The following is a 16,532-nucleotide window of genomic DNA, read 5'->3' on the forward strand; positions in this document are numbered from 1 at the left end:
TTTTCATTGCGACGGTTCTAAGGTGTAGTCGCGTTGATTACGGTCAGTGATAACAGGTTTAAAGGGGGGAGTTAGCAACATTACCAAAAAGGTTAGTTGTCAATTTTACTCCCTTTATTAACGCCTATTCGCATGCTAGAACTTTCGTATTTACTTTATTTGAAATCCATACCGTTTGATAAGGTGTTAAGATTAATTCTTGTGTTAACTCCGTTATTTCACGCTTGCTAATCAGTTCAAACCACGAATCGGTAATAATTAAGTTGAGCTCACTTAATGGCAAGGCTATCGATTGGTCAGAAATATTACTCACACAAAATATGCTTTGTTTTCGGTCTTGGCTTTGACGCCAAAAACCAAAGAGCTGCAAACCTAAATGAAGGGTAAATTGCGTCGCATTGGGGTGAAAGGCTGGCTGCTTAATACGGATGTTTAGTAGAGCCTTTAACCTTGATAGCACTTTTACATGATGTAAGTTTTTGTCAGCAAGTGCTTTTTCTAAAACATCTTCGTGCCAACGACGTCGATTAATAGAGCGGTTATGGTGGGTATTTGCTAATTTTTGATAATCGTTTTGCGTGCCTAACAGGCTATGAATATAGAGTCCCGGCACACCTTCAAGGGCAAACATAATGGCATGAGCACAAATAAAACGTTCAAAGTTCCATTCATCTTTACCGTTAACAGTACCTTGCATCGCATCATAGAGTGAGATGTTCATTTCATAAGCTTTCTGCTTACCATTATCAGCCGTGCGCCACGATATTTTACCGCCAAAATTTTCAACCGTATGCACTAATTTATCAAGTTCATCTTCACTTAATAAACCTTCAGCGGGACGTAAACCTATACCATCATGTGAGGCAATAAAATTAAAGTACATAGTGCCGTCTTGTGATGGTGGCATACTCATTAACCAACGTTTTAAATATAAACAATTACCGGTGAGCAAGGTGTTTAACAGTAAGGGTGGTAATGAAAAGTTATAGATACCATGCGCTTCATTGGCATTGCCAAAATACGTTAGGTTTTGTGTGTTTGGAATATTGGTTTCGGTAATGATAATGGCTTGAGGCTCTGCCGATTCAATGAGTGTTCTCAATAACCGAACAACCTCATGGGTTTCGGGTAGATTGATACTCGGTGTTCCCACAACTTTCCATAAAAAGGCGATGGCATCTAATCTAAATATTTTCACGCCCATGTCTAGGTATTGTCTGATGATGGAGGTAAATGCTTTTAATACTTCAGGATTACGAAAATCAAAGTCGACTTGATCGTGACTAAACGTGCACCAAACCCATTGTTTGCCATTTCCCGTTTCAACTTCTTTGAGTAATGGAGATGTGCGTGGGCGTATTACCTCAGATAAGTTATCTTCTGGCAGTGCCGTGAAAAAGTAGTCGCTGCCTTGCCCTTCGCCTTTAATAAAATTATCAAACCAAGCGCTCCGACTTGAGCAATGGTTAATCACCAGATCAGACATCAAATGGTAGTTTTTACTGATATCTTCAATATCACACCAGGTTCCCAATGACTCATTGACCGAAGAATAATCAATGATGGAAAAACCGTCATCTGAGCTGTAGGGAAAAAAGGGTAAAATATGGACACTGTTAATGGTATTTTTAATGGTGCGATCTAAAAAATTCTTTAAGGTTTGTAGAGGCGGTTCATCTGTTTTGATAATACTATCACCGTAGGTAATTAAAATAATATCTTCTTCAGACCACTGATTGCTAAAAGGTTTTACCTCGGCGACCTCGCTTGATAATTGCATGATGTTAAGTAGGTCTTGTGCTATTTCGTCCAATGACAGCTCAAGTGGCACATCGTGATAAATAGTCGCAAGTTGCTGAGTTAACTTATCTTTTAGTTTTTTTACCTGTGTGTTCATGTGTGTTCCGCCCTACAAGATTGACTACTTTATTGATTGACTAAATTCTTCATTGTCTAACTCAACGGCTTCCTTTAATTGTAGTAAAATGTCAGGAATCGCACTAACAACGCGGTTCCAAGAAGGGATGAAAGGTGTTTCCATTGGTTGCTCTAAAAAGATACTTCCTGCCGTTAATATGTTTTCAGCGAACATTTCTACCGCTTTTTCTTCGCTATGAATATCTAGCTTAAGGCCATTCATCATAGCGTCATTTCGATAGGTTTCCACGTAATCTAGCGCGATACGATAATAGGTTGCTTTTAAGGTTCTAAAGGTTTCAGGGGTGAATGTTTCACCTTGCGTAGCTAATTTACGAATAAAGGCCTTACTGATATCAATCGACATTTTAGATAATCCACCAGCGGTATTATCTAAGGATAAATCTTGATGTTTATGATCATAGGTTGAAGCTATATCTACTTGGCATATACGATTGGGTGAGTAATTACGGTACATTTCAGAGAGGACACCTATTTCTAAGCCCCAATCACTTGGAATACGTAGGTCGTTTAATACATCTCGACGAAAAGAAAATTCACCGGCTAAGGGATACAAGAAGCTGTCCATATACTCAAGATAATCACAATGGCCCACTGTTTTTTTCAAGGCTTTGATTAGTGGAGTAACGAGTAAGCGTGATACGCGGCCATTAATTTTTCCATCGGCAACACGCGCATAAAAACCTTTAGAAAATTCATAGTTAAACAATGGGTTAGCCACAGGGTAGAGTAACCTATCAAGTAAATCTCTTTCATAAGTCAAAATATCACAGTCGTGCAACGCAATAGACTCAGCTTTGCCCGAAGCCAAAATGTATCCCATGCAATACCAAACATTACGACCCTTACCTAGCTCTTTAGGGGCTAAGCCTAGCGCTTTTAATTTTGCATCGATTGCCTGTAGCCTTGGGCCATCATTCCACAATACACGATGATGTTGAGGTAATTGGCCAAAAAAGGATAACGCATGTTTATACTGTTCGAGATCCGCTCTGTCCAAGCCAATAACAATTTCAGATAAGTACTTCACGTCTTTAATTTTATTAATAATATCAGGTAAGGCTTTACCTTCTAATTCAGAGAACAAAGACGGTAACATTAGCCCTAATGAGCGTTTCTTAGAGAACTCCAATAGTTCAGCTGCCATATCCGCAGGTTCACGTTGCGCCAAATTGTGTAATGTTGTCACTGTGCCATTTTGATAAAAATCAGCCATGATTTTCTCCTGAGTTAATTGAAGGTGAGAGCAGTTGATTAGCTAAAAGTTTTTGAATCGCTTCCGCCCAACCTTCCGGACCGAATAATTGGGTTTGAGTGGTTTTATACTGACGATATAATGTCGGGAAATCATGAACCGGAGAGCGCACTTGAACCGCTATATCTGCGGCTTCTAACATAGCGATATCATTTTCACCGTCCCCTAAGGCAATAGTGAATATTGAAAGGTTATCAAAATGCTCGCGGTATCGTTCAGTTAACCAAATAAGCGCTTGGCCTTTATCGCAAAAATCCCCGATATGAATAAATCGTCCACCTTGCACAACATTGGCTCCTAGGTAAATCAACCTGTCTATAAAGGCTTTCTTCGTCGAATCATCGCCTAACCAATGCAGCGGCTCAGCAAACTGTCGTTTTTTTGCTCGTTCAGTTTCGTCTAAATTTAATCCTGTTATTTTACATAATGCGGATGCCGATAAGGTTGAAAAACTCTGGTAGTCACGGCTAAATTCATCGGTGTGTTCAGCCAATAAATTTAACCAATAGTGTCTTGGTAAACTAAATGATTTAACCCAATAATTATCAATAACAACCGTATCCGCAGGTTGCGTGTTGAAGGTGTTTATTGGAATGTATATCGCAGCGCCATTTTCTATAATAAAGGGAGTATTTAAATTGAGCGCTTGGTGAATTATTTCTAATTCTGCGAATGTTTTACTGGTATTTAAAATAACAGGAATATCAGCATTTTTTAATTGCTCAAGTGTTTTGTCTGCCGCTTTTGATTGGTAAGTGTAATGGTCTAGCAGTGTGCCATCTAGATCACTGAAAATAAGCGTTTTCAGTTTTCTCATATACTTTCCGTGATCGACATTTTTGTGATTTTTCGATCGTAATCTAAGTAAAAAATAGCATCAGCAGACTGCGAAATAGTATTGCATCCTTGAACACTCAATCTTTGGAAGTATTGGGTGAAATTCAAAATTTCCGCTGGCGTCATTATTTTCGAATTGACTAAACCGATGTTTCTGTCTTGTAATTTTTGTTCTTGCTCTAAACGCCATTGATAGACACAATCAAATGAAGGGGCTTGCAGTGCTAACCAGAAATCCATTTTTTCATACAAAGGCTCATAATAAACTTTAAGTTGTTGATTAACATAGTTTCGCCACTCTCCTGTTTTATCGTATTGACATTCAAGCTCATTGATTGGCGCTTTTAATTGCTCGGTTGTTTGCGGTTTTACGCCCCAGCACCAGCCTTCTACTATGATAATATCTGTCGGCTTTTCAATAAGCGGCCATTGATCTTCAGGGTAAGGTTCGTCGGTCGCTTTGTTGAACTTTTGAATAGCAAAACCTGTTTTTTTCTCTTTTAACTGAGTCAAAATATGATTAAGTTCAACAACATCATGAGTGCCGGGAACGCCCCTTGTTGCTAATAAAGGATGAATGTCTTGTGCTAACTGTTTGCGTTTTTCGCTCGTTAAATAAAAATCATCTAATGACATCACCACAACATTAAGTTGATATTGGTTGGTTAAATAGGTGGCGATAAAATCAGTTAATGTTGACTTACCGCTGCCTTGACAGCCATTTATGCCAACAAAATAAGGACCGTCATTTTGCGAGAATTGACTAAATATTTGATCTGCAAGTGGCTGGTAATATTGCGTTACTGCGTGTTTGAAGTCTTCAGGTAAACTGTGTTGTTTAATAAAAGTTGAAAGCATAATTTACACCGTAAATAAAAAATACAAGTTATGGTTATCATTTCAAGTCTTATGCCATTTAAGTAGCCATTTAATTTTTACTGGTAATCTATTGTAAAATGGTAATAAATTATATTTTTTTGATATATGGTACTTTTATTATATAAAGGAAAAGTGCACCAATTAAAAGGTTTGCTGCATATTGGTGCATTCATTAGTAAGTAACCTGGACACTGGATAAGCATCAAGTACCCATTCTCCAGAGTTCAGACTAGATAAATAACAAGCAGGGTTAACGATAAAATGACCGAGTGCAGTGTCTTGGTCATTTAAATCATCAGTGTTGATCAATGGTGTCTATGATGAAGATTTCGCAATCCAGCGATGCTGTTATCTTAACGCTTGCCGATTGAGTCACTTCTGCGCCATCGCCTTTATTCATGGTGATACTGCTTGGGCCATCTTCAAGAGTAAACATACCATCTGAAGCTAAAATATAGGCTTGATGTTTTATATGATGTTCAACCGTTGTGCCTTTGCGTAACTTACCGCCATATATGCGGGCTTCTTGGTTAATAAACAATGCGCTACCTTTATCTGCTGAATAACCAGAAACAAGTAACGGCAACTCAGTACTCGCTGCAGTGGAAAATTTTTTATATTCCCAACGAGGCTCAATATTTGTTTTATTCGTTTCTATCCATAGCTGATATAAAGTTAAAGGCTTTGTCGTTAGGTTATATTCAGAATGGACAATACCAGAGCCTGCACTCATTACTTGTACTTCACCTTCTTGGGTTACACCTTTATTACCCTCACTGTCTTTATGCGTAATAGCACCGCTTCTAACAATACTGATTATTTCCATATTTCTATGCGGGTGTGAAGGAAAGCCTTTACCTGCTTGAATCCAGTCATCATTGATCACGCGAAGTGTACCAAAGCCCATTCGTTTGGGATTATAGTAATTTGCAAAGCTAAAATGATGTGAAGATTTTAACCAACCGTGATTAGCCTTACCTAAATTATTAAATACATACTGTTTTATCATAGTCATTCTCCCTAATAAATACGTTCACGATTATGTGGCGCTGTGAAGTTTTGTTTAGCACCTAAAGGTACTATTTGTGTTGGGTTAATCGTGAGATGACTGGCGTAATAATGAACCTTGGTATATTCCAAATCAACCGTTTCAGCAACTCCTTTCACTTGATAAAGCTCGTTCACGTAATTACTAATATGATGAAATTCTGACAGTTTTTGACGGTTACATTTAAAGTGACCGTGATATACCGCATCAAAACGAATAAGCGTGGTAAATAAACGCCAATCGGCCTCTGTTATTTGTTCTCCGACTAAGTAACGTTGTTTAGATAAGCGCTCTTCTAACCAATCTAGGCTGTCAAATAGTTCATAATAAGCAAGGTTATAGGCTTCCTGAGTAGTCGCAAAGCCAGCTTTATAGACGCCGTTATTAATGGTGTCATAAATTCGAGAGTTCACTATTTCTATTTCTTCTCTTAACTCAACAGGAAAATAATCATCCGTGTTACCGGTAAGCTCGTTAAAGGCGGAGTTAAATAAACGAATGATTTCAATCGATTCATTATTAACAATGGTTTGTGTTTTTTTATCCCATAAAATGGGAACCGTCACTCGGCCTTCATAGCTTGGGTCGGCCTTTAAATAAAGCTCATAAGCGTAATCTAATTGATAAAGGGGATCGCCATTTTCACCAAAATCCCAACCATTTTCCATCATTTTTGCTTCAACGACACTGACCGAAATAATGTCTTCAAGTTGCTTCAATTGACGAAAAATGAGTGTGCGGTGTGCCCATGGACACGCTAATGACACATATAAATGATAACGTCCTGCTTCAGGAATAAATTTACTGTCGTCCTTTGATGATATTTGATTTCTAAAGCGACTATCCTGACGAACAAATGTGCCATCACTTTTATTTGTGTCGTACCATTGGTCGACCCATTTACCGTTAACTAATAATCCCATGATAATTCCTACCTGTAAGTGTTGTAATCTCGGTGATGGCTGATAAAAATACATACCATAGCCATCAACTAATAAATGTTATGTGCGAATGCTTTTTTATGACTATTTCGATGCTAGTTTTTGGAACAAAATACTGTCTACTGAGTATCGTCCGCCACCTTGTATCAATAGGGCTGTCGTTATAGCAATAAGAGCAAGTCCAAACTCATAACCATTGTTACTCATAAATAAACCGTTATTAAGATGAACACTAAATATGGCAACAACCATGGTAATAGCGAGAACAAAGCTAGTCGGTCGAGTGAGAAAACCTATTATAAGTAATAAACCACCAAAAAATTCAGCACTGCCTGCGAGTAAAGCCATGATAAAACCCGGTGATAGCCCAATTGAGTCCATCCATTGCCCCGTTCCTTCTAAACCATAACCGCCAAACCAGGCAAAAAGTTTTTGTGCACCATGGGCGGTAAAAATAATGCCTGCAATTAAACGTAATGGTAGTGTTGATAATGATTGTTCAGTTTTAGTCATCTTTAAAATGCTGTTGGTAATGTTCATGTTAATCCCTTTAAGACTTGTTAATTTAGTATGAGGCTATTATGAATGTTGATGTTATTTTGAATAAGCCCTATTATTTGTTTGGTTTGTTCAAAAAATTTGAACAATAAATGTTTGGACGGATATGATGACTTCATCCCCTATTACTATTGAAGCACTCGTTGTACTTGATGCCATTGAGTTTCGAGGAAGTTATGCTGCGGCGGCAGAACAGTTAAATAAAGTGCCTTCAGCGCTTTCTTACATTGTGCAAAAACTTGAAGAGCAGCTTAATGTGACTCTTTTTGAGCGACAGGGGCGTCGTTCAGTGCTAACTCCTGCGGGCAAACATTTATTAGTTGAAGGTCGAAAAGTATTAAGTGCCATGAATACTTTATCAGAGCAGACGCAAACCATTGCCAACGGCTGGGAAACTAAAATTAGCATTGCTTGTGATTCTATTTTAGATATTACTCCGGTATTTAGTGTCGTAGGTTGCTTTTTAGAAGAGCATCAAAATATTGAAATAGATGTTCAAGAAGAAGTGATGAATGGCTCATGGGAAGCCTTAATTGAAGACAAAGTCGATTTAGTGATTGGCGCGCCAGCACCAGTTCCTATTCAAAAGGGCATTCGAGCCATTAAAATAGGAGAGCTGCAGCAAGTATTGGTTGTTAACAAAAATCACCAGTTAGCACAAATAAAGCAGCCAGTTAATACGTTGGAACTCGCTAAATTTCGAAGTGTAGTCGTACACGATTCAGCGCAACATGAAATTCCCAGAACGGTCAATATTATTGAGGGCAGTCGACATTTTTATGTCACGTCGCTTAACCAAAAAATAGCGGCAATTACGGCAGGTGTTGGTATAGGATATTTACCTAAAGATCTTATTCAAAGTTTGGTCGAAAATGGTGAACTTGTAATTATTGCTTTAGTTGATGAGTTACCGCCGCAAGATTTATTTATCGCATGGAAAATAACCAATAAAGGCAAAGGTCTACTGAGACTAAGAAACCTTTTATCAAGTCATTTCAGCTAAAGTGTAACCTTAACGATACTTGGTTGGTCACTCGTTTCAGTTATTAGTGAGTAATAAAAACTAAGTATCTATCTTTTTAAATACCGACTTTTACTCATCGTAATTCTCAAATATTCTCCCGTTTTTTAGCAATCCCCTTCAGTCGACCTGTTTATAAAGTAACACTAACTTCGTTTATCAGCTCAAAAAAGAGAATTTATTTTTCCATTATTGAACTATTGTCGAGTTAGCATCGTATAAATAATACAGAAGCATATTTTATTTTATGTTGAAATGTTTTTAAGGGTAAAGATAAATTCCAAGTGAGGAAATTATTATGAGTGACAGACCAACTATTCTAGGCATAGCTGATTCAACGCATTATCTAGTCGGTGGCACTGATTTAAAAAATGATTTTAATGCGTTACCAGCGTTGGGTGATGTTGCAATATGTCATTCATTGTCGGCAGCGAAAACATTACTCAAAGAACATAATATATTTTCTGCACAATTAACATTACAAACAGCTTACGATGAAATGTGTGGTTTACCACCATCATCAGCGACTAATGAAACTATCCATTTTTAAGGAGGTTTACAATGTCTACTATTAATATTTCACATTACCTTTATGTTTTTAATCATCTGCTTGATAAAGGTGTAAATCGCGAGGGTAAACGCCATTGTGGTGAGCTTTCTGTTTGGCATGATATGGATGGTTACACCTGTTATATCGGTTATAAAGATCTCACTATGAGCTTATATTTTCATAATCGTTTTGCTTATGATTATCAGGATGAATCAACGCTTAAAGCCTTTATGTTATTAATTGATAATACTTTTAAAAAATTAAGTGTTCGCTAATGTTACAGCGATATTTTGTGCCAGTTCTCGGTATTTTGGTCGTATCAACAACAATTTTTGCCACTGGAGTAAATAGGGTTGTAACTATGAAAAACACTAAGCTGGCGATAACATTTGAACAAGGTGATACTTCTGATGAGTGGCAAGCGCTGAATGATGGCGTAATGGGCGGTTTATCTGTGGGTAATGCCAAACATAAAGATCAAGCCTTGGTTTTTTCAGGCAGGCTCTCAACAGAAAATTATGGTGGTTTTTCTAGTGTCTACAAAAAATTATCATTACTGCCTGAGACAGTTAATTCAATTAGTATTCGTATCAAAGGCGATGGCAATCCTTATCAATTAAGAATGCGAAGTAAGGTCATGGATTATAACGTTGCCTATAAAGTAGAATTTAAAACTGAAGTGGATAAAGTTGAAGTTCACCATTTCAATTTGACTGATTTTAAAGCCTCTTTTCGAGGTAGAATAATAGATAATGCACCAGTACTTACGGTAAGTGGCATTTCACACGTTGGCTTTTTAATTGCTACGAAACAACCCCGTGATTTCAGTTTATTAATTTACGCGCTAGAGTTTTATCGTAGCTAGTTAATGGCTGAGCTTGTCTCTTTAAACAGTAAAGCCAAACCAGTAACTCAGCCATTGACAGTTTTTTATACTAGCGCTTATGCATTTAATCTTTTATGCGCGCAAATTTTAAGGTGTAGTCTAAACAGTAAAATTATCAGGCTTTGCGTAAGGTAACCGAGACAGTCGTTTAGTCTCATGATAACTATCGAGCCCTGATACGCTGACGGTTGATAAACTTTCAATATCAATATAGCCATCAGCTTGAATGGCACTTTCCTGACAAATAATATGCGTTATTTCACCGATAATAAATTGTGTATTATTAAGTGAGATAGGTACTATTTCCTTGAGTTTTACCGCATATTTTAACCGACTCTCTTTCACAAAGGGGGCCTTCACATTGCCAATGTAATGCGCAGATAACCCTAACTGTACAAACTCACTTTGTTCTTTTTCATAGCGAGCAGAGCTTTGATGAGCTGCTTGATAAAACTCAGTCGAGACTTGATTGATGGTGTAATGTTTTGTGTCGATAATATTGTCTAGGGTATGGCGAGCGCCGTTATCCGGTCTCATTACAAAAGCAACTAAGGCAGGTGAAGCGCCTAGGTGAACAACTGAACTAAATATGGCGAGATTACTTTGTCCGTCAGAGTCTTGTGTGCCAATAAGGTTCACGCTCTTAAATCCAGATAAGCTATTTATAAATTTTGCACGATATCTGTTTTCCATTTGTGATAAATCATCAAAATTATAGTGTTTATAGTTGATGGTGTACTCCTTAACGAATGATCGTTTATAGCGGTGCAATACGAAAGTGTTTGTCGAAAGGATCTAAAATCAAAAAATAATTGTTATTTATACTCAGTTATTCAATTTTGCATGCGCATTAAGTCTCACCTTCCTCATTTCTTGCACATTTAATTGCTACAATTTTTATATCTGATAATTATTGAAGGTGGTAGGTAATGAGTATGCGCAAAAAGTTTTACTTTTTCATTATGATAGGTTTATTTGTGGGCTGTGGTGGAGAAGAAACTAACAATGAGCAACCCGAAACAACGGCCCCTGAAATAGTCTCTCCTTCACCACAAACACCTGTACCCGAATCACCTGTAATAGAATCTCCGGTTGAAGAAAACACGTCGCCTAACATACTCTTTATTATTTCAGATGATCAAGGGCTTGATGCTTCAGCTCAATATGACCTCAGCGACGATCTACCTAATACACCGACTTTAAATGAATTAGCAGCACAAGGTATTACCTTTGACAATATGTGGGCAACACCGGCCTGCTCTACAACGAGAGGGACTATTATCACGGGAAAAATAGCTATTAATAGTGGTATAGAATCGGTGCCCGCGCTGTTATCTACCGAGCATGAAATACTGCAACAGTACTTAACGCGTAATACGGTAACATCGCACTATCAGTCGGCTGTGTTTGGTAAATGGCATTTAGGCACCGGCAGTGGTAATGATAGCCATCCCAATGATGTCGGTGTTGATTACTATGCAGGTAATTTATCTAATTTATCAGACTATTATGATTGGCCTTTAACCATCAACGGTGTAACCGAGACCGTAACAGAATACCATTCCACCAAGATTACTGATTTAGCGTCTAATTGGATAACAGCTCAAGAAGAACCTTGGTTTGCTTGGGTAGCATATTCAGCGCCGCATTCACCTTTTCATTTGCCGCCTTTGTCACTACATAACCGAGATTTATCAGGCACAGATTCAGATATAAATACTAATAAACGTGATTATTATTTAGCCGCTATTGAAGCGATGGATACCGAAATTGGTCGTCTACTTGATACTTTAGATGCAGAAACTCGCGCAAACACGATTATTATTTTTATTGGTGACAATGGTACGCCCAAAGCAGTAATAGATACCGCCGCTTATAGTGCAACGCACAGTAAATTCAGCTTATATCAAGGGGGGGTGGCCACTCCGTTTGTTGTGTCAGGGAAAGGGGTTTCACGTACAAATGAGAGAGAAAAAGCACTAGTTACTGCGACTGACTTGTATGCGACCATAGCAAATATTGCCGGCGTAACTGATACTAAAATACATGATAGCCAAAGTTTTAAATCGCTCTTCTCGGAGCCCGAAGCATATGAGCGAAATTATGTTTATACAGCATATAAATCTGCTGCAGTAACAGGGTGGACAACCCGTTCAAAAAACTACAAGTTGATTGAGTTTGATGATGGCACACAGGAGTTCTATTCATTACAAGATGGCTTTGCAGAATCCGATGATTTATTACCGACGACTGACAATGTCTTGCTTGAAGCGATAAATAATTTAGAAAGCTTTGCCTCGGTCACTCAAGGGGATGTCTCTGAGGTTATTGAAGGGGCTATCGATATTACCAATGCGATATTAGCCAGCAAAAGCCAAAACTGTGCAGATTATATAGAGCAATTTACTTCAACCGTGAATGACGTTAATAAAGGTAAAGTCTTTTATGGTGATTTGGTTATTTCGCAAGTAGGCGATAAATGTATTTTTCAAACCAATGCGATTCCAAATCATGACTTTAATGATGGTGGCAGCGCTTTTCCTAATGATGTGACCGAACAAAATGATCTGTTTGAAATAACCACTTCTCCTGCTATATCAATATCGTCGACACCTATTTCATTGCAGGTGGATAATGCCCTTATGCTTAATGGCGTAAAAGTTGATTTACTGGCGGCTGGTTGTTATGGCATAGGAAATGGAAAAATTGGCTGTAATGATATGGCTCAAGCATGGCGTTATGATCCAATGCATGAAGCCAATGGCTTTGCGGTTGATTCACATAATGCCCATGCACAGCCTGATGGTACTTATCATTATCACGGTTCCCCCTTAGCCTTATTTGACGATACCGATAATCAAGAGTCGCCCGTGGTTGGTTTTGCCGCGGATGGTTTTCCTATATTTGGCTCTAATTTTGACGATGAGGGGACTATCCGCCCAGCGCAATCAAGTTATCGCTTAAAATCAGGTAATCGTCCTAGTGGTGAAGGTGAGCCAGGAGGTAGTTACGACGGAACGTATCGCGATGATTATGAATATGTTGAAGGGCTTGGGGACTTAGATGAATGCAATGGTATGACAAAAAATAGCGCATATGGCTATTACATTACGCTAAGTTATCCTTATGTGTTGGCATGTTTTTCAGGAACGCCAGACAGTAGTTTTACCAAGTAGCGATACAACAGGTGTTGTTATTAGCGTGATAGGTAGATGAGGGAGAGTTGTGATTTACTTCACACATGAGGCCACTTAACTTTGAATAGATATTTAAAGATAAGTGTCTAAAGGTCAGCGGTCTCATGTGTTTTAGATAAAAGATTAAAATTAATTGTTGCCTAGAAAACTTCTCACGTCGTTAAGTGCCGTGACGGAGAAACCATCATCGTAAAAATAAAGAATAACGCCATTCTTATCTAGCAGTACAACGCGTGCATTATTAGGGCTTTCATTACCCGTGAAGGCTTGTACTTTATCACCATCTTCATAAACAGTAACAACCCCTTTCCATAATGGTTTTGGAATACCAGCACGCATACCGTTATCAATCATAGTACTGAACATTCTTGGAAATAGTCCTTGAATAGTCGGTAGTTCATAGGCTGCAACTTTTGTTTTAGTCATGTCTAAACCTATTAACCAACGATCAATATCAAACTGTGAGTTTTGTTTGTAACCAATAAGTAATAAGGTGAAGTCTTCCTTAAAATCTTCCGGCATATTCATGCTGTTTTTTTCAAGTGTTTGACCCGTAATAGATGGAAAAGATTTTCCGGTAATATTTTGGTTTGGGTGATTAGCGCTACAGGCCGTTAGCAGACTAATGAAAAGACATAAAATAATGATACGCATTTATAGGTTACTCGTTTGTTATTACAGTTATCTAACCTATACGTTAGATTAAAATGTTCAGTTCACAATCTTTTATTTTTTCTACTATTTTTGTATTTGCTTATATTTGATTATGTTGGTTTCATTATTTGATCTTTAGGTGTGGTTATAGCGTAATACTAAGATGAACCATAACATTTTCAAGCTCAACACTATGCGGTTATGGTCCGATATTCTCTATTTGGAAGGAGTTAAGTGATGAACAAAGTGAACCCTAAAGCGCTGTTACACAGTAAATGGAGCAAGGTTGAAGTAACTCATAAAGAAAAACACTTTATCATCACAAAGGTTAAATTTGATGAAGATCAAAAAGTTGTTGACTGTGTAATAGAGGCGGTAATGACTAAAAATGACTATGAAATTGATTGGCGTGAGCTAAAACTCATTGATAAGTGGCGTATAGGCTGGCAATAAATACCTAAAGTAGTACGCTAGGTACTTTACCAGTTAATTGTTTCGCCATTCCAGCCAAGATAACTTGCTGTTTGGTCTACCGGTGTTTCTTCAACAATAGTTAATAGCTGTTTTGCGACATATTCACAGGTAAATAGCTTACCAGCAGGTACATTCTTATGGAATGGTTTAGATAAAGGTGTGTCTGTAGTACCGGGATGAAAAGCAATCAGTTTTATATTCTTAGCACGTCGTGCTAATTCAATTGAAGCCGTTTTAATCATCATGTTTAAGGCGGCTTTTGATGCGCGATAACTATACCAACCACCTAAACGATTATCACTGATACTGCCTACTCGGGCACTAAATACCACCATCTTACACGGTGATTTCCCTGTTAAAAGAGGGATAAGTTTTTGAATCCATAACATCGGCGTTAGTGCATTGGCTGTCATTACCTGTTGAAACGCTTCTACATCGAATTCTTCTATACGTTTTTCAGGATAAATATCATTGCTGTGCAGTATGCCGTTACAGATGAACACACGGGTAATAGGAGGGTAATCTTCAATCGTAATTTGCTTAATGGCGACTTCGATTGATTCTGATTGATAATCTTTTACTATGATCTCTTTATCGTGAAAAACTAAGTGTTCATCGTTAGTTGAATTTAGGCTGCTATTTTCATTGATAACATTACTACTAACGTTACTCGTGGTATCTCGACGTATAAGAATTAAGCCAGTGTTTTCCGTTGCTTGTATTGTTAAGGCAATCGCTTTTGCTATGCTACTATTTGCGCCTATGATCAGTGTTCTTTGAGATATCATAACAAGCTCCAGTAATACAGTTAGTGGATTTTATACCAAAAATTTTAGCCAGCATTGCTGACAATGGATGACGATACTTGGCAATGGCTAAATACACCAAGTGACTGATTCTTTTAATCACCGGCCAGTTTAACGGAGCAACCCAAAAACCTTTACCAACGATAGTCCATGCTCTATGAGTAACTTCAAGCCCTAGCAGCAGTTGATCGTGATAATAAGCGTGTAATATTTTCATGGCCTCATCAAACTTAATGTCGGGGTAAAGGCTATCAAAATCGTCTAGATGAATATCAACCAACTTAATGGCATTGTCTTTATCGTAACTTTTAAGGTGAGTCATTTCTGTTGTGCACATGGGACAGTGACCATCATAAAATATTGTTAACATGAAACTACTCCTAGCTGTGCTTGTGTCGTGAATATTGCCGTTCCTTTAGTGATAACTAAAAAACACGGTTGGGTAAGCCATGTCATTAAATATCAATACGGCAATTGCTTGGGTAACGATCACCTAGCTGATCTTTCTTTTATCTATACTCACTATCCAATCAAATCAATAATGACCGATTTAATATACTGAGTGCGACTATTTTCGAAAGAAAGACGGTTTTGGCAAAGGTATAAGGTTTCATTAACCGTATGTTTTAAATAATGTATGGTGATGTCGTCTTGCTTATTAAAAGCATTGACGGCATGTAAGGGCAACACAGTAAAACCTAACCCTCGACTAACAGGCTCTAAAATTAAGCTAATTTGATTAGAAAATCCGGCATGTCTAAACTGATTAATATGTTCAAATTCAGAGAAATTGAGACTGAGTAATTGATGGATATGATGTTCTGCGTCAGGGTGCCCAATAAAGCCAAGTTCTATTAATACTTGCCAGTTAATGAGTTTAATTTTATTTGATGTAACTAACACTAAGGGCTCTACCGCTATTGGTGTGCTTATTAACGCTGAACTTTTAGTGAGTTCGGTGAGTAAACCGATATCCACCTTTCTATCGATTAAGTCCTGTTCTATGCTTGAGTTCGGCGCAAACATATAATCTACAATTAAGGTTGGATGGCGTTGCTGTATATTCAATAACTGTGGGTATAACTTTAATCCGACACTACCGGGTGTTGTTATTTTTACTGTGCCAATGAAGGGATCATCTTGTTTTATCGATGCTTCCATTTCTTCAGAAGTCCTCAATAAAATTTTTCCTTGCAGGTAAAGCTTTTCACCTGCATCCGTTAGTGAAAAAGATTTTCCTTCGCGGACAAGTAGTAAAGTCGCTAAGTGTTGTTCTAACTTTTTTATATGCTGACTGACGCCAGATTGAGTCATAAATAGTTTATCAGCCGTTTTTGTAAAATGGCCGATATCGACAAGGCAACAGAATGTTTTTAACCAAACAAGATTAATCATTACAAAGCGTACTCATAATTATGACTTATGATAATTGTACGTAATTAATGTGCCAGCGTAAACTCTATCCATCTAAACAATACCGACTTAAAA

The 16,532-nt window shown here is 37.8% G+C and carries 18 protein-coding genes; 6 read left to right on the forward strand and 12 right to left on the reverse strand.

The window, feature by feature from the left end:
• Positions 1–124 precede the first annotated feature (124 nt).
• From CXF71_RS04960 to CXF71_RS04990, 7 genes are all read right to left on the reverse strand, one after another.
• Positions 125–1,897: an alpha-amylase family glycosyl hydrolase gene (locus tag CXF71_RS04960; RefSeq protein ID WP_101231870.1), complete on the reverse strand. Its 1,773-nt coding sequence runs from the start codon at positions 1,895–1,897 to the stop codon at positions 125–127.
• A 24-nt stretch (positions 1,898–1,921) separates the two neighbouring features.
• The gene (locus CXF71_RS04965) at positions 1,922–3,154 is read right to left on the reverse strand and encodes a glycosyl transferase (RefSeq protein ID WP_101231871.1); all 1,233 of its coding nucleotides are present in this window, start codon (positions 3,152–3,154) and stop codon (positions 1,922–1,924) included.
• The gene (locus CXF71_RS04970; RefSeq protein ID WP_101231872.1) at positions 3,147–4,010 is read right to left on the reverse strand and encodes an HAD-IIB family hydrolase; all 864 of its coding nucleotides are present in this window, start codon (positions 4,008–4,010) and stop codon (positions 3,147–3,149) included. Before CXF71_RS04970 ends, CXF71_RS04965 begins: the two co-directional genes overlap by 8 nt.
• Positions 4,007–4,888, reverse strand: a complete 882-nt coding sequence (locus CXF71_RS04975; protein WP_101231873.1) for a kinase — start codon at positions 4,886–4,888, stop codon at positions 4,007–4,009. The genes CXF71_RS04970 and CXF71_RS04975 overlap by 4 nt, the downstream gene beginning before the upstream one ends.
• A gap of 316 nt (positions 4,889–5,204) precedes the next feature.
• The gene (locus CXF71_RS04980) at positions 5,205–5,918 is read right to left on the reverse strand and encodes a pirin family protein (protein ID WP_101231874.1); all 714 of its coding nucleotides are present in this window, start codon (positions 5,916–5,918) and stop codon (positions 5,205–5,207) included.
• 11 nt (positions 5,919–5,929) lie between these two features.
• On the reverse strand, positions 5,930–6,880 hold the full coding sequence (locus tag CXF71_RS04985; RefSeq protein ID WP_101231875.1) for a glutathione S-transferase family protein: 951 nt from the start codon (positions 6,878–6,880) through the stop codon (positions 5,930–5,932).
• A 102-nt stretch (positions 6,881–6,982) separates the two neighbouring features.
• Positions 6,983–7,438, reverse strand: coding sequence for a DoxX family protein (locus tag CXF71_RS04990; protein ID WP_101231876.1), 456 nt, complete (start codon positions 7,436–7,438; stop codon positions 6,983–6,985).
• A gap of 127 nt (positions 7,439–7,565) precedes the next feature.
• Here CXF71_RS04990 and CXF71_RS04995 point away from each other — a divergent pair, with 127 nt between their 5' ends.
• The 4 genes from CXF71_RS04995 (at position 7,566) to CXF71_RS05010 (ending at position 9,892) form a co-directional block, all read left to right on the forward strand.
• Positions 7,566–8,459: a LysR substrate-binding domain-containing protein gene (locus CXF71_RS04995; RefSeq protein WP_101231877.1), complete on the forward strand. Its 894-nt coding sequence runs from the start codon at positions 7,566–7,568 to the stop codon at positions 8,457–8,459.
• A 316-nt stretch (positions 8,460–8,775) separates the two neighbouring features.
• A complete protein-coding gene (locus tag CXF71_RS05000; RefSeq protein ID WP_101231878.1) occupies positions 8,776–9,027 on the forward strand; it encodes a DUF6482 family protein in 252 nt (83 codons plus the stop codon).
• 11 nt (positions 9,028–9,038) lie between these two features.
• Positions 9,039–9,302 carry a DUF3081 family protein gene (locus CXF71_RS05005; protein ID WP_101231879.1) on the forward strand — a complete coding sequence of 88 codons (264 nt, stop codon included), beginning with the start codon at positions 9,039–9,041 and terminating at the stop codon, positions 9,300–9,302.
• An 86-nt stretch (positions 9,303–9,388) separates the two neighbouring features.
• On the forward strand, positions 9,389–9,892 hold the full coding sequence (locus CXF71_RS05010; protein WP_157826695.1) for a CIA30 family protein: 504 nt from the start codon (positions 9,389–9,391) through the stop codon (positions 9,890–9,892).
• A 120-nt stretch (positions 9,893–10,012) separates the two neighbouring features.
• On the opposite strand, the gene CXF71_RS05015 is transcribed toward CXF71_RS05010, so the two are convergent.
• Entirely contained in the window at positions 10,013–10,606 is a 594-nt protein-coding gene (locus CXF71_RS05015) for a flavin reductase family protein (RefSeq protein WP_101231881.1), read from the reverse strand.
• A gap of 242 nt (positions 10,607–10,848) precedes the next feature.
• Between CXF71_RS05015 and CXF71_RS05020 the strand changes: the two genes are divergently transcribed.
• Complete coding sequence (locus CXF71_RS05020; protein WP_101231913.1) at positions 10,849–13,089, forward strand: YHYH protein; 2,241 nt, start codon at positions 10,849–10,851, stop codon at positions 13,087–13,089.
• Between the two features lie 150 nt (positions 13,090–13,239).
• Here the strand turns inward: CXF71_RS05020 and CXF71_RS05025 are convergent, their stop codons facing one another.
• Positions 13,240–13,764 (reverse strand): hypothetical protein, encoded by a 525-nt coding sequence (locus tag CXF71_RS05025; RefSeq protein ID WP_101231882.1) that lies wholly within the window; start codon positions 13,762–13,764, stop codon positions 13,240–13,242.
• A 237-nt stretch (positions 13,765–14,001) separates the two neighbouring features.
• On the opposite strand from CXF71_RS05025, the gene CXF71_RS05030 reads away from it, so the two are divergent.
• Positions 14,002–14,217 carry a TIGR02450 family Trp-rich protein gene (locus CXF71_RS05030; RefSeq protein WP_101231883.1) on the forward strand — a complete coding sequence of 72 codons (216 nt, stop codon included), beginning with the start codon at positions 14,002–14,004 and terminating at the stop codon, positions 14,215–14,217.
• Positions 14,218–14,243: 26 nt separating this feature from the next.
• Here CXF71_RS05030 and CXF71_RS05035 read toward each other — a convergent pair whose 3' ends face one another.
• The 3 genes from CXF71_RS05035 to CXF71_RS05045 form a co-directional block, all read right to left on the reverse strand.
• Positions 14,244–15,026, reverse strand: a complete 783-nt coding sequence (locus tag CXF71_RS05035) for an SDR family NAD(P)-dependent oxidoreductase (protein ID WP_101231884.1) — start codon at positions 15,024–15,026, stop codon at positions 14,244–14,246.
• Positions 14,989–15,414, reverse strand: coding sequence for a thiol-disulfide oxidoreductase DCC family protein (locus CXF71_RS05040; RefSeq protein ID WP_101231885.1), 426 nt, complete (start codon positions 15,412–15,414; stop codon positions 14,989–14,991). The genes CXF71_RS05035 and CXF71_RS05040 overlap by 38 nt, the downstream gene beginning before the upstream one ends.
• Before the next feature lie 152 nt (positions 15,415–15,566).
• Entirely contained in the window at positions 15,567–16,439 is an 873-nt protein-coding gene (locus CXF71_RS05045) for a LysR family transcriptional regulator (RefSeq protein WP_101231886.1), read from the reverse strand.
• Positions 16,440–16,532 lie beyond the last annotated feature (93 nt).

The organism is Colwellia sp. 12G3 (assembly GCF_002836775.1).
GTDB lineage: Bacteria > Pseudomonadota > Gammaproteobacteria > Enterobacterales > Alteromonadaceae > Colwellia.

Bases quoted from the DNA above. Each gene is read 5' to 3' on its own strand.
- CXF71_RS04975 (WP_101231873.1), bottom strand. From the start codon at position 4,888: ATGCTTTCAACTTTTATTAAACAACACAGTTTACCTGAAGACTTCAAA.
- CXF71_RS04985 (WP_101231875.1), bottom strand. From the start codon at position 6,880: ATGGGATTATTAGTTAACGGTAAATGGGTCGACCAATGGTACGACACA.
- CXF71_RS05000 (WP_101231878.1), top strand. From the start codon at position 8,776: ATGAGTGACAGACCAACTATTCTAGGCATAGCTGATTCAACGCATTAT.
- CXF71_RS05020 (WP_101231913.1), top strand. From the start codon at position 10,849: ATGCGCAAAAAGTTTTACTTTTTCATTATGATAGGTTTATTTGTGGGC.
- CXF71_RS05030 (WP_101231883.1), top strand. From the start codon at position 14,002: ATGAACAAAGTGAACCCTAAAGCGCTGTTACACAGTAAATGGAGCAAG.
- CXF71_RS05005 (WP_101231879.1), top strand. From the start codon at position 9,039: ATGTCTACTATTAATATTTCACATTACCTTTATGTTTTTAATCATCTG.
- CXF71_RS04970 (WP_101231872.1), bottom strand. From the start codon at position 4,010: ATGAGAAAACTGAAAACGCTTATTTTCAGTGATCTAGATGGCACACTG.
- CXF71_RS05035 (WP_101231884.1), bottom strand. From the start codon at position 15,026: ATGATATCTCAAAGAACACTGATCATAGGCGCAAATAGTAGCATAGCA.
- CXF71_RS04980 (WP_101231874.1), bottom strand. From the start codon at position 5,918: ATGATAAAACAGTATGTATTTAATAATTTAGGTAAGGCTAATCACGGT.
- CXF71_RS05040 (WP_101231885.1), bottom strand. From the start codon at position 15,414: ATGTTAACAATATTTTATGATGGTCACTGTCCCATGTGCACAACAGAA.
- CXF71_RS05010 (WP_157826695.1), top strand. From the start codon at position 9,389: ATGAAAAACACTAAGCTGGCGATAACATTTGAACAAGGTGATACTTCT.
- CXF71_RS04960 (WP_101231870.1), bottom strand. From the start codon at position 1,897: ATGAACACACAGGTAAAAAAACTAAAAGATAAGTTAACTCAGCAACTT.
- CXF71_RS05025 (WP_101231882.1), bottom strand. From the start codon at position 13,764: ATGCGTATCATTATTTTATGTCTTTTCATTAGTCTGCTAACGGCCTGT.
- CXF71_RS04995 (WP_101231877.1), top strand. From the start codon at position 7,566: ATGACTTCATCCCCTATTACTATTGAAGCACTCGTTGTACTTGATGCC.
- CXF71_RS05015 (WP_101231881.1), bottom strand. From the start codon at position 10,606: ATGGAAAACAGATATCGTGCAAAATTTATAAATAGCTTATCTGGATTT.
- CXF71_RS04990 (WP_101231876.1), bottom strand. From the start codon at position 7,438: ATGAACATTACCAACAGCATTTTAAAGATGACTAAAACTGAACAATCA.
- CXF71_RS04965 (WP_101231871.1), bottom strand. From the start codon at position 3,154: ATGGCTGATTTTTATCAAAATGGCACAGTGACAACATTACACAATTTG.
- CXF71_RS05045 (WP_101231886.1), bottom strand. From the start codon at position 16,439: ATGATTAATCTTGTTTGGTTAAAAACATTCTGTTGCCTTGTCGATATC.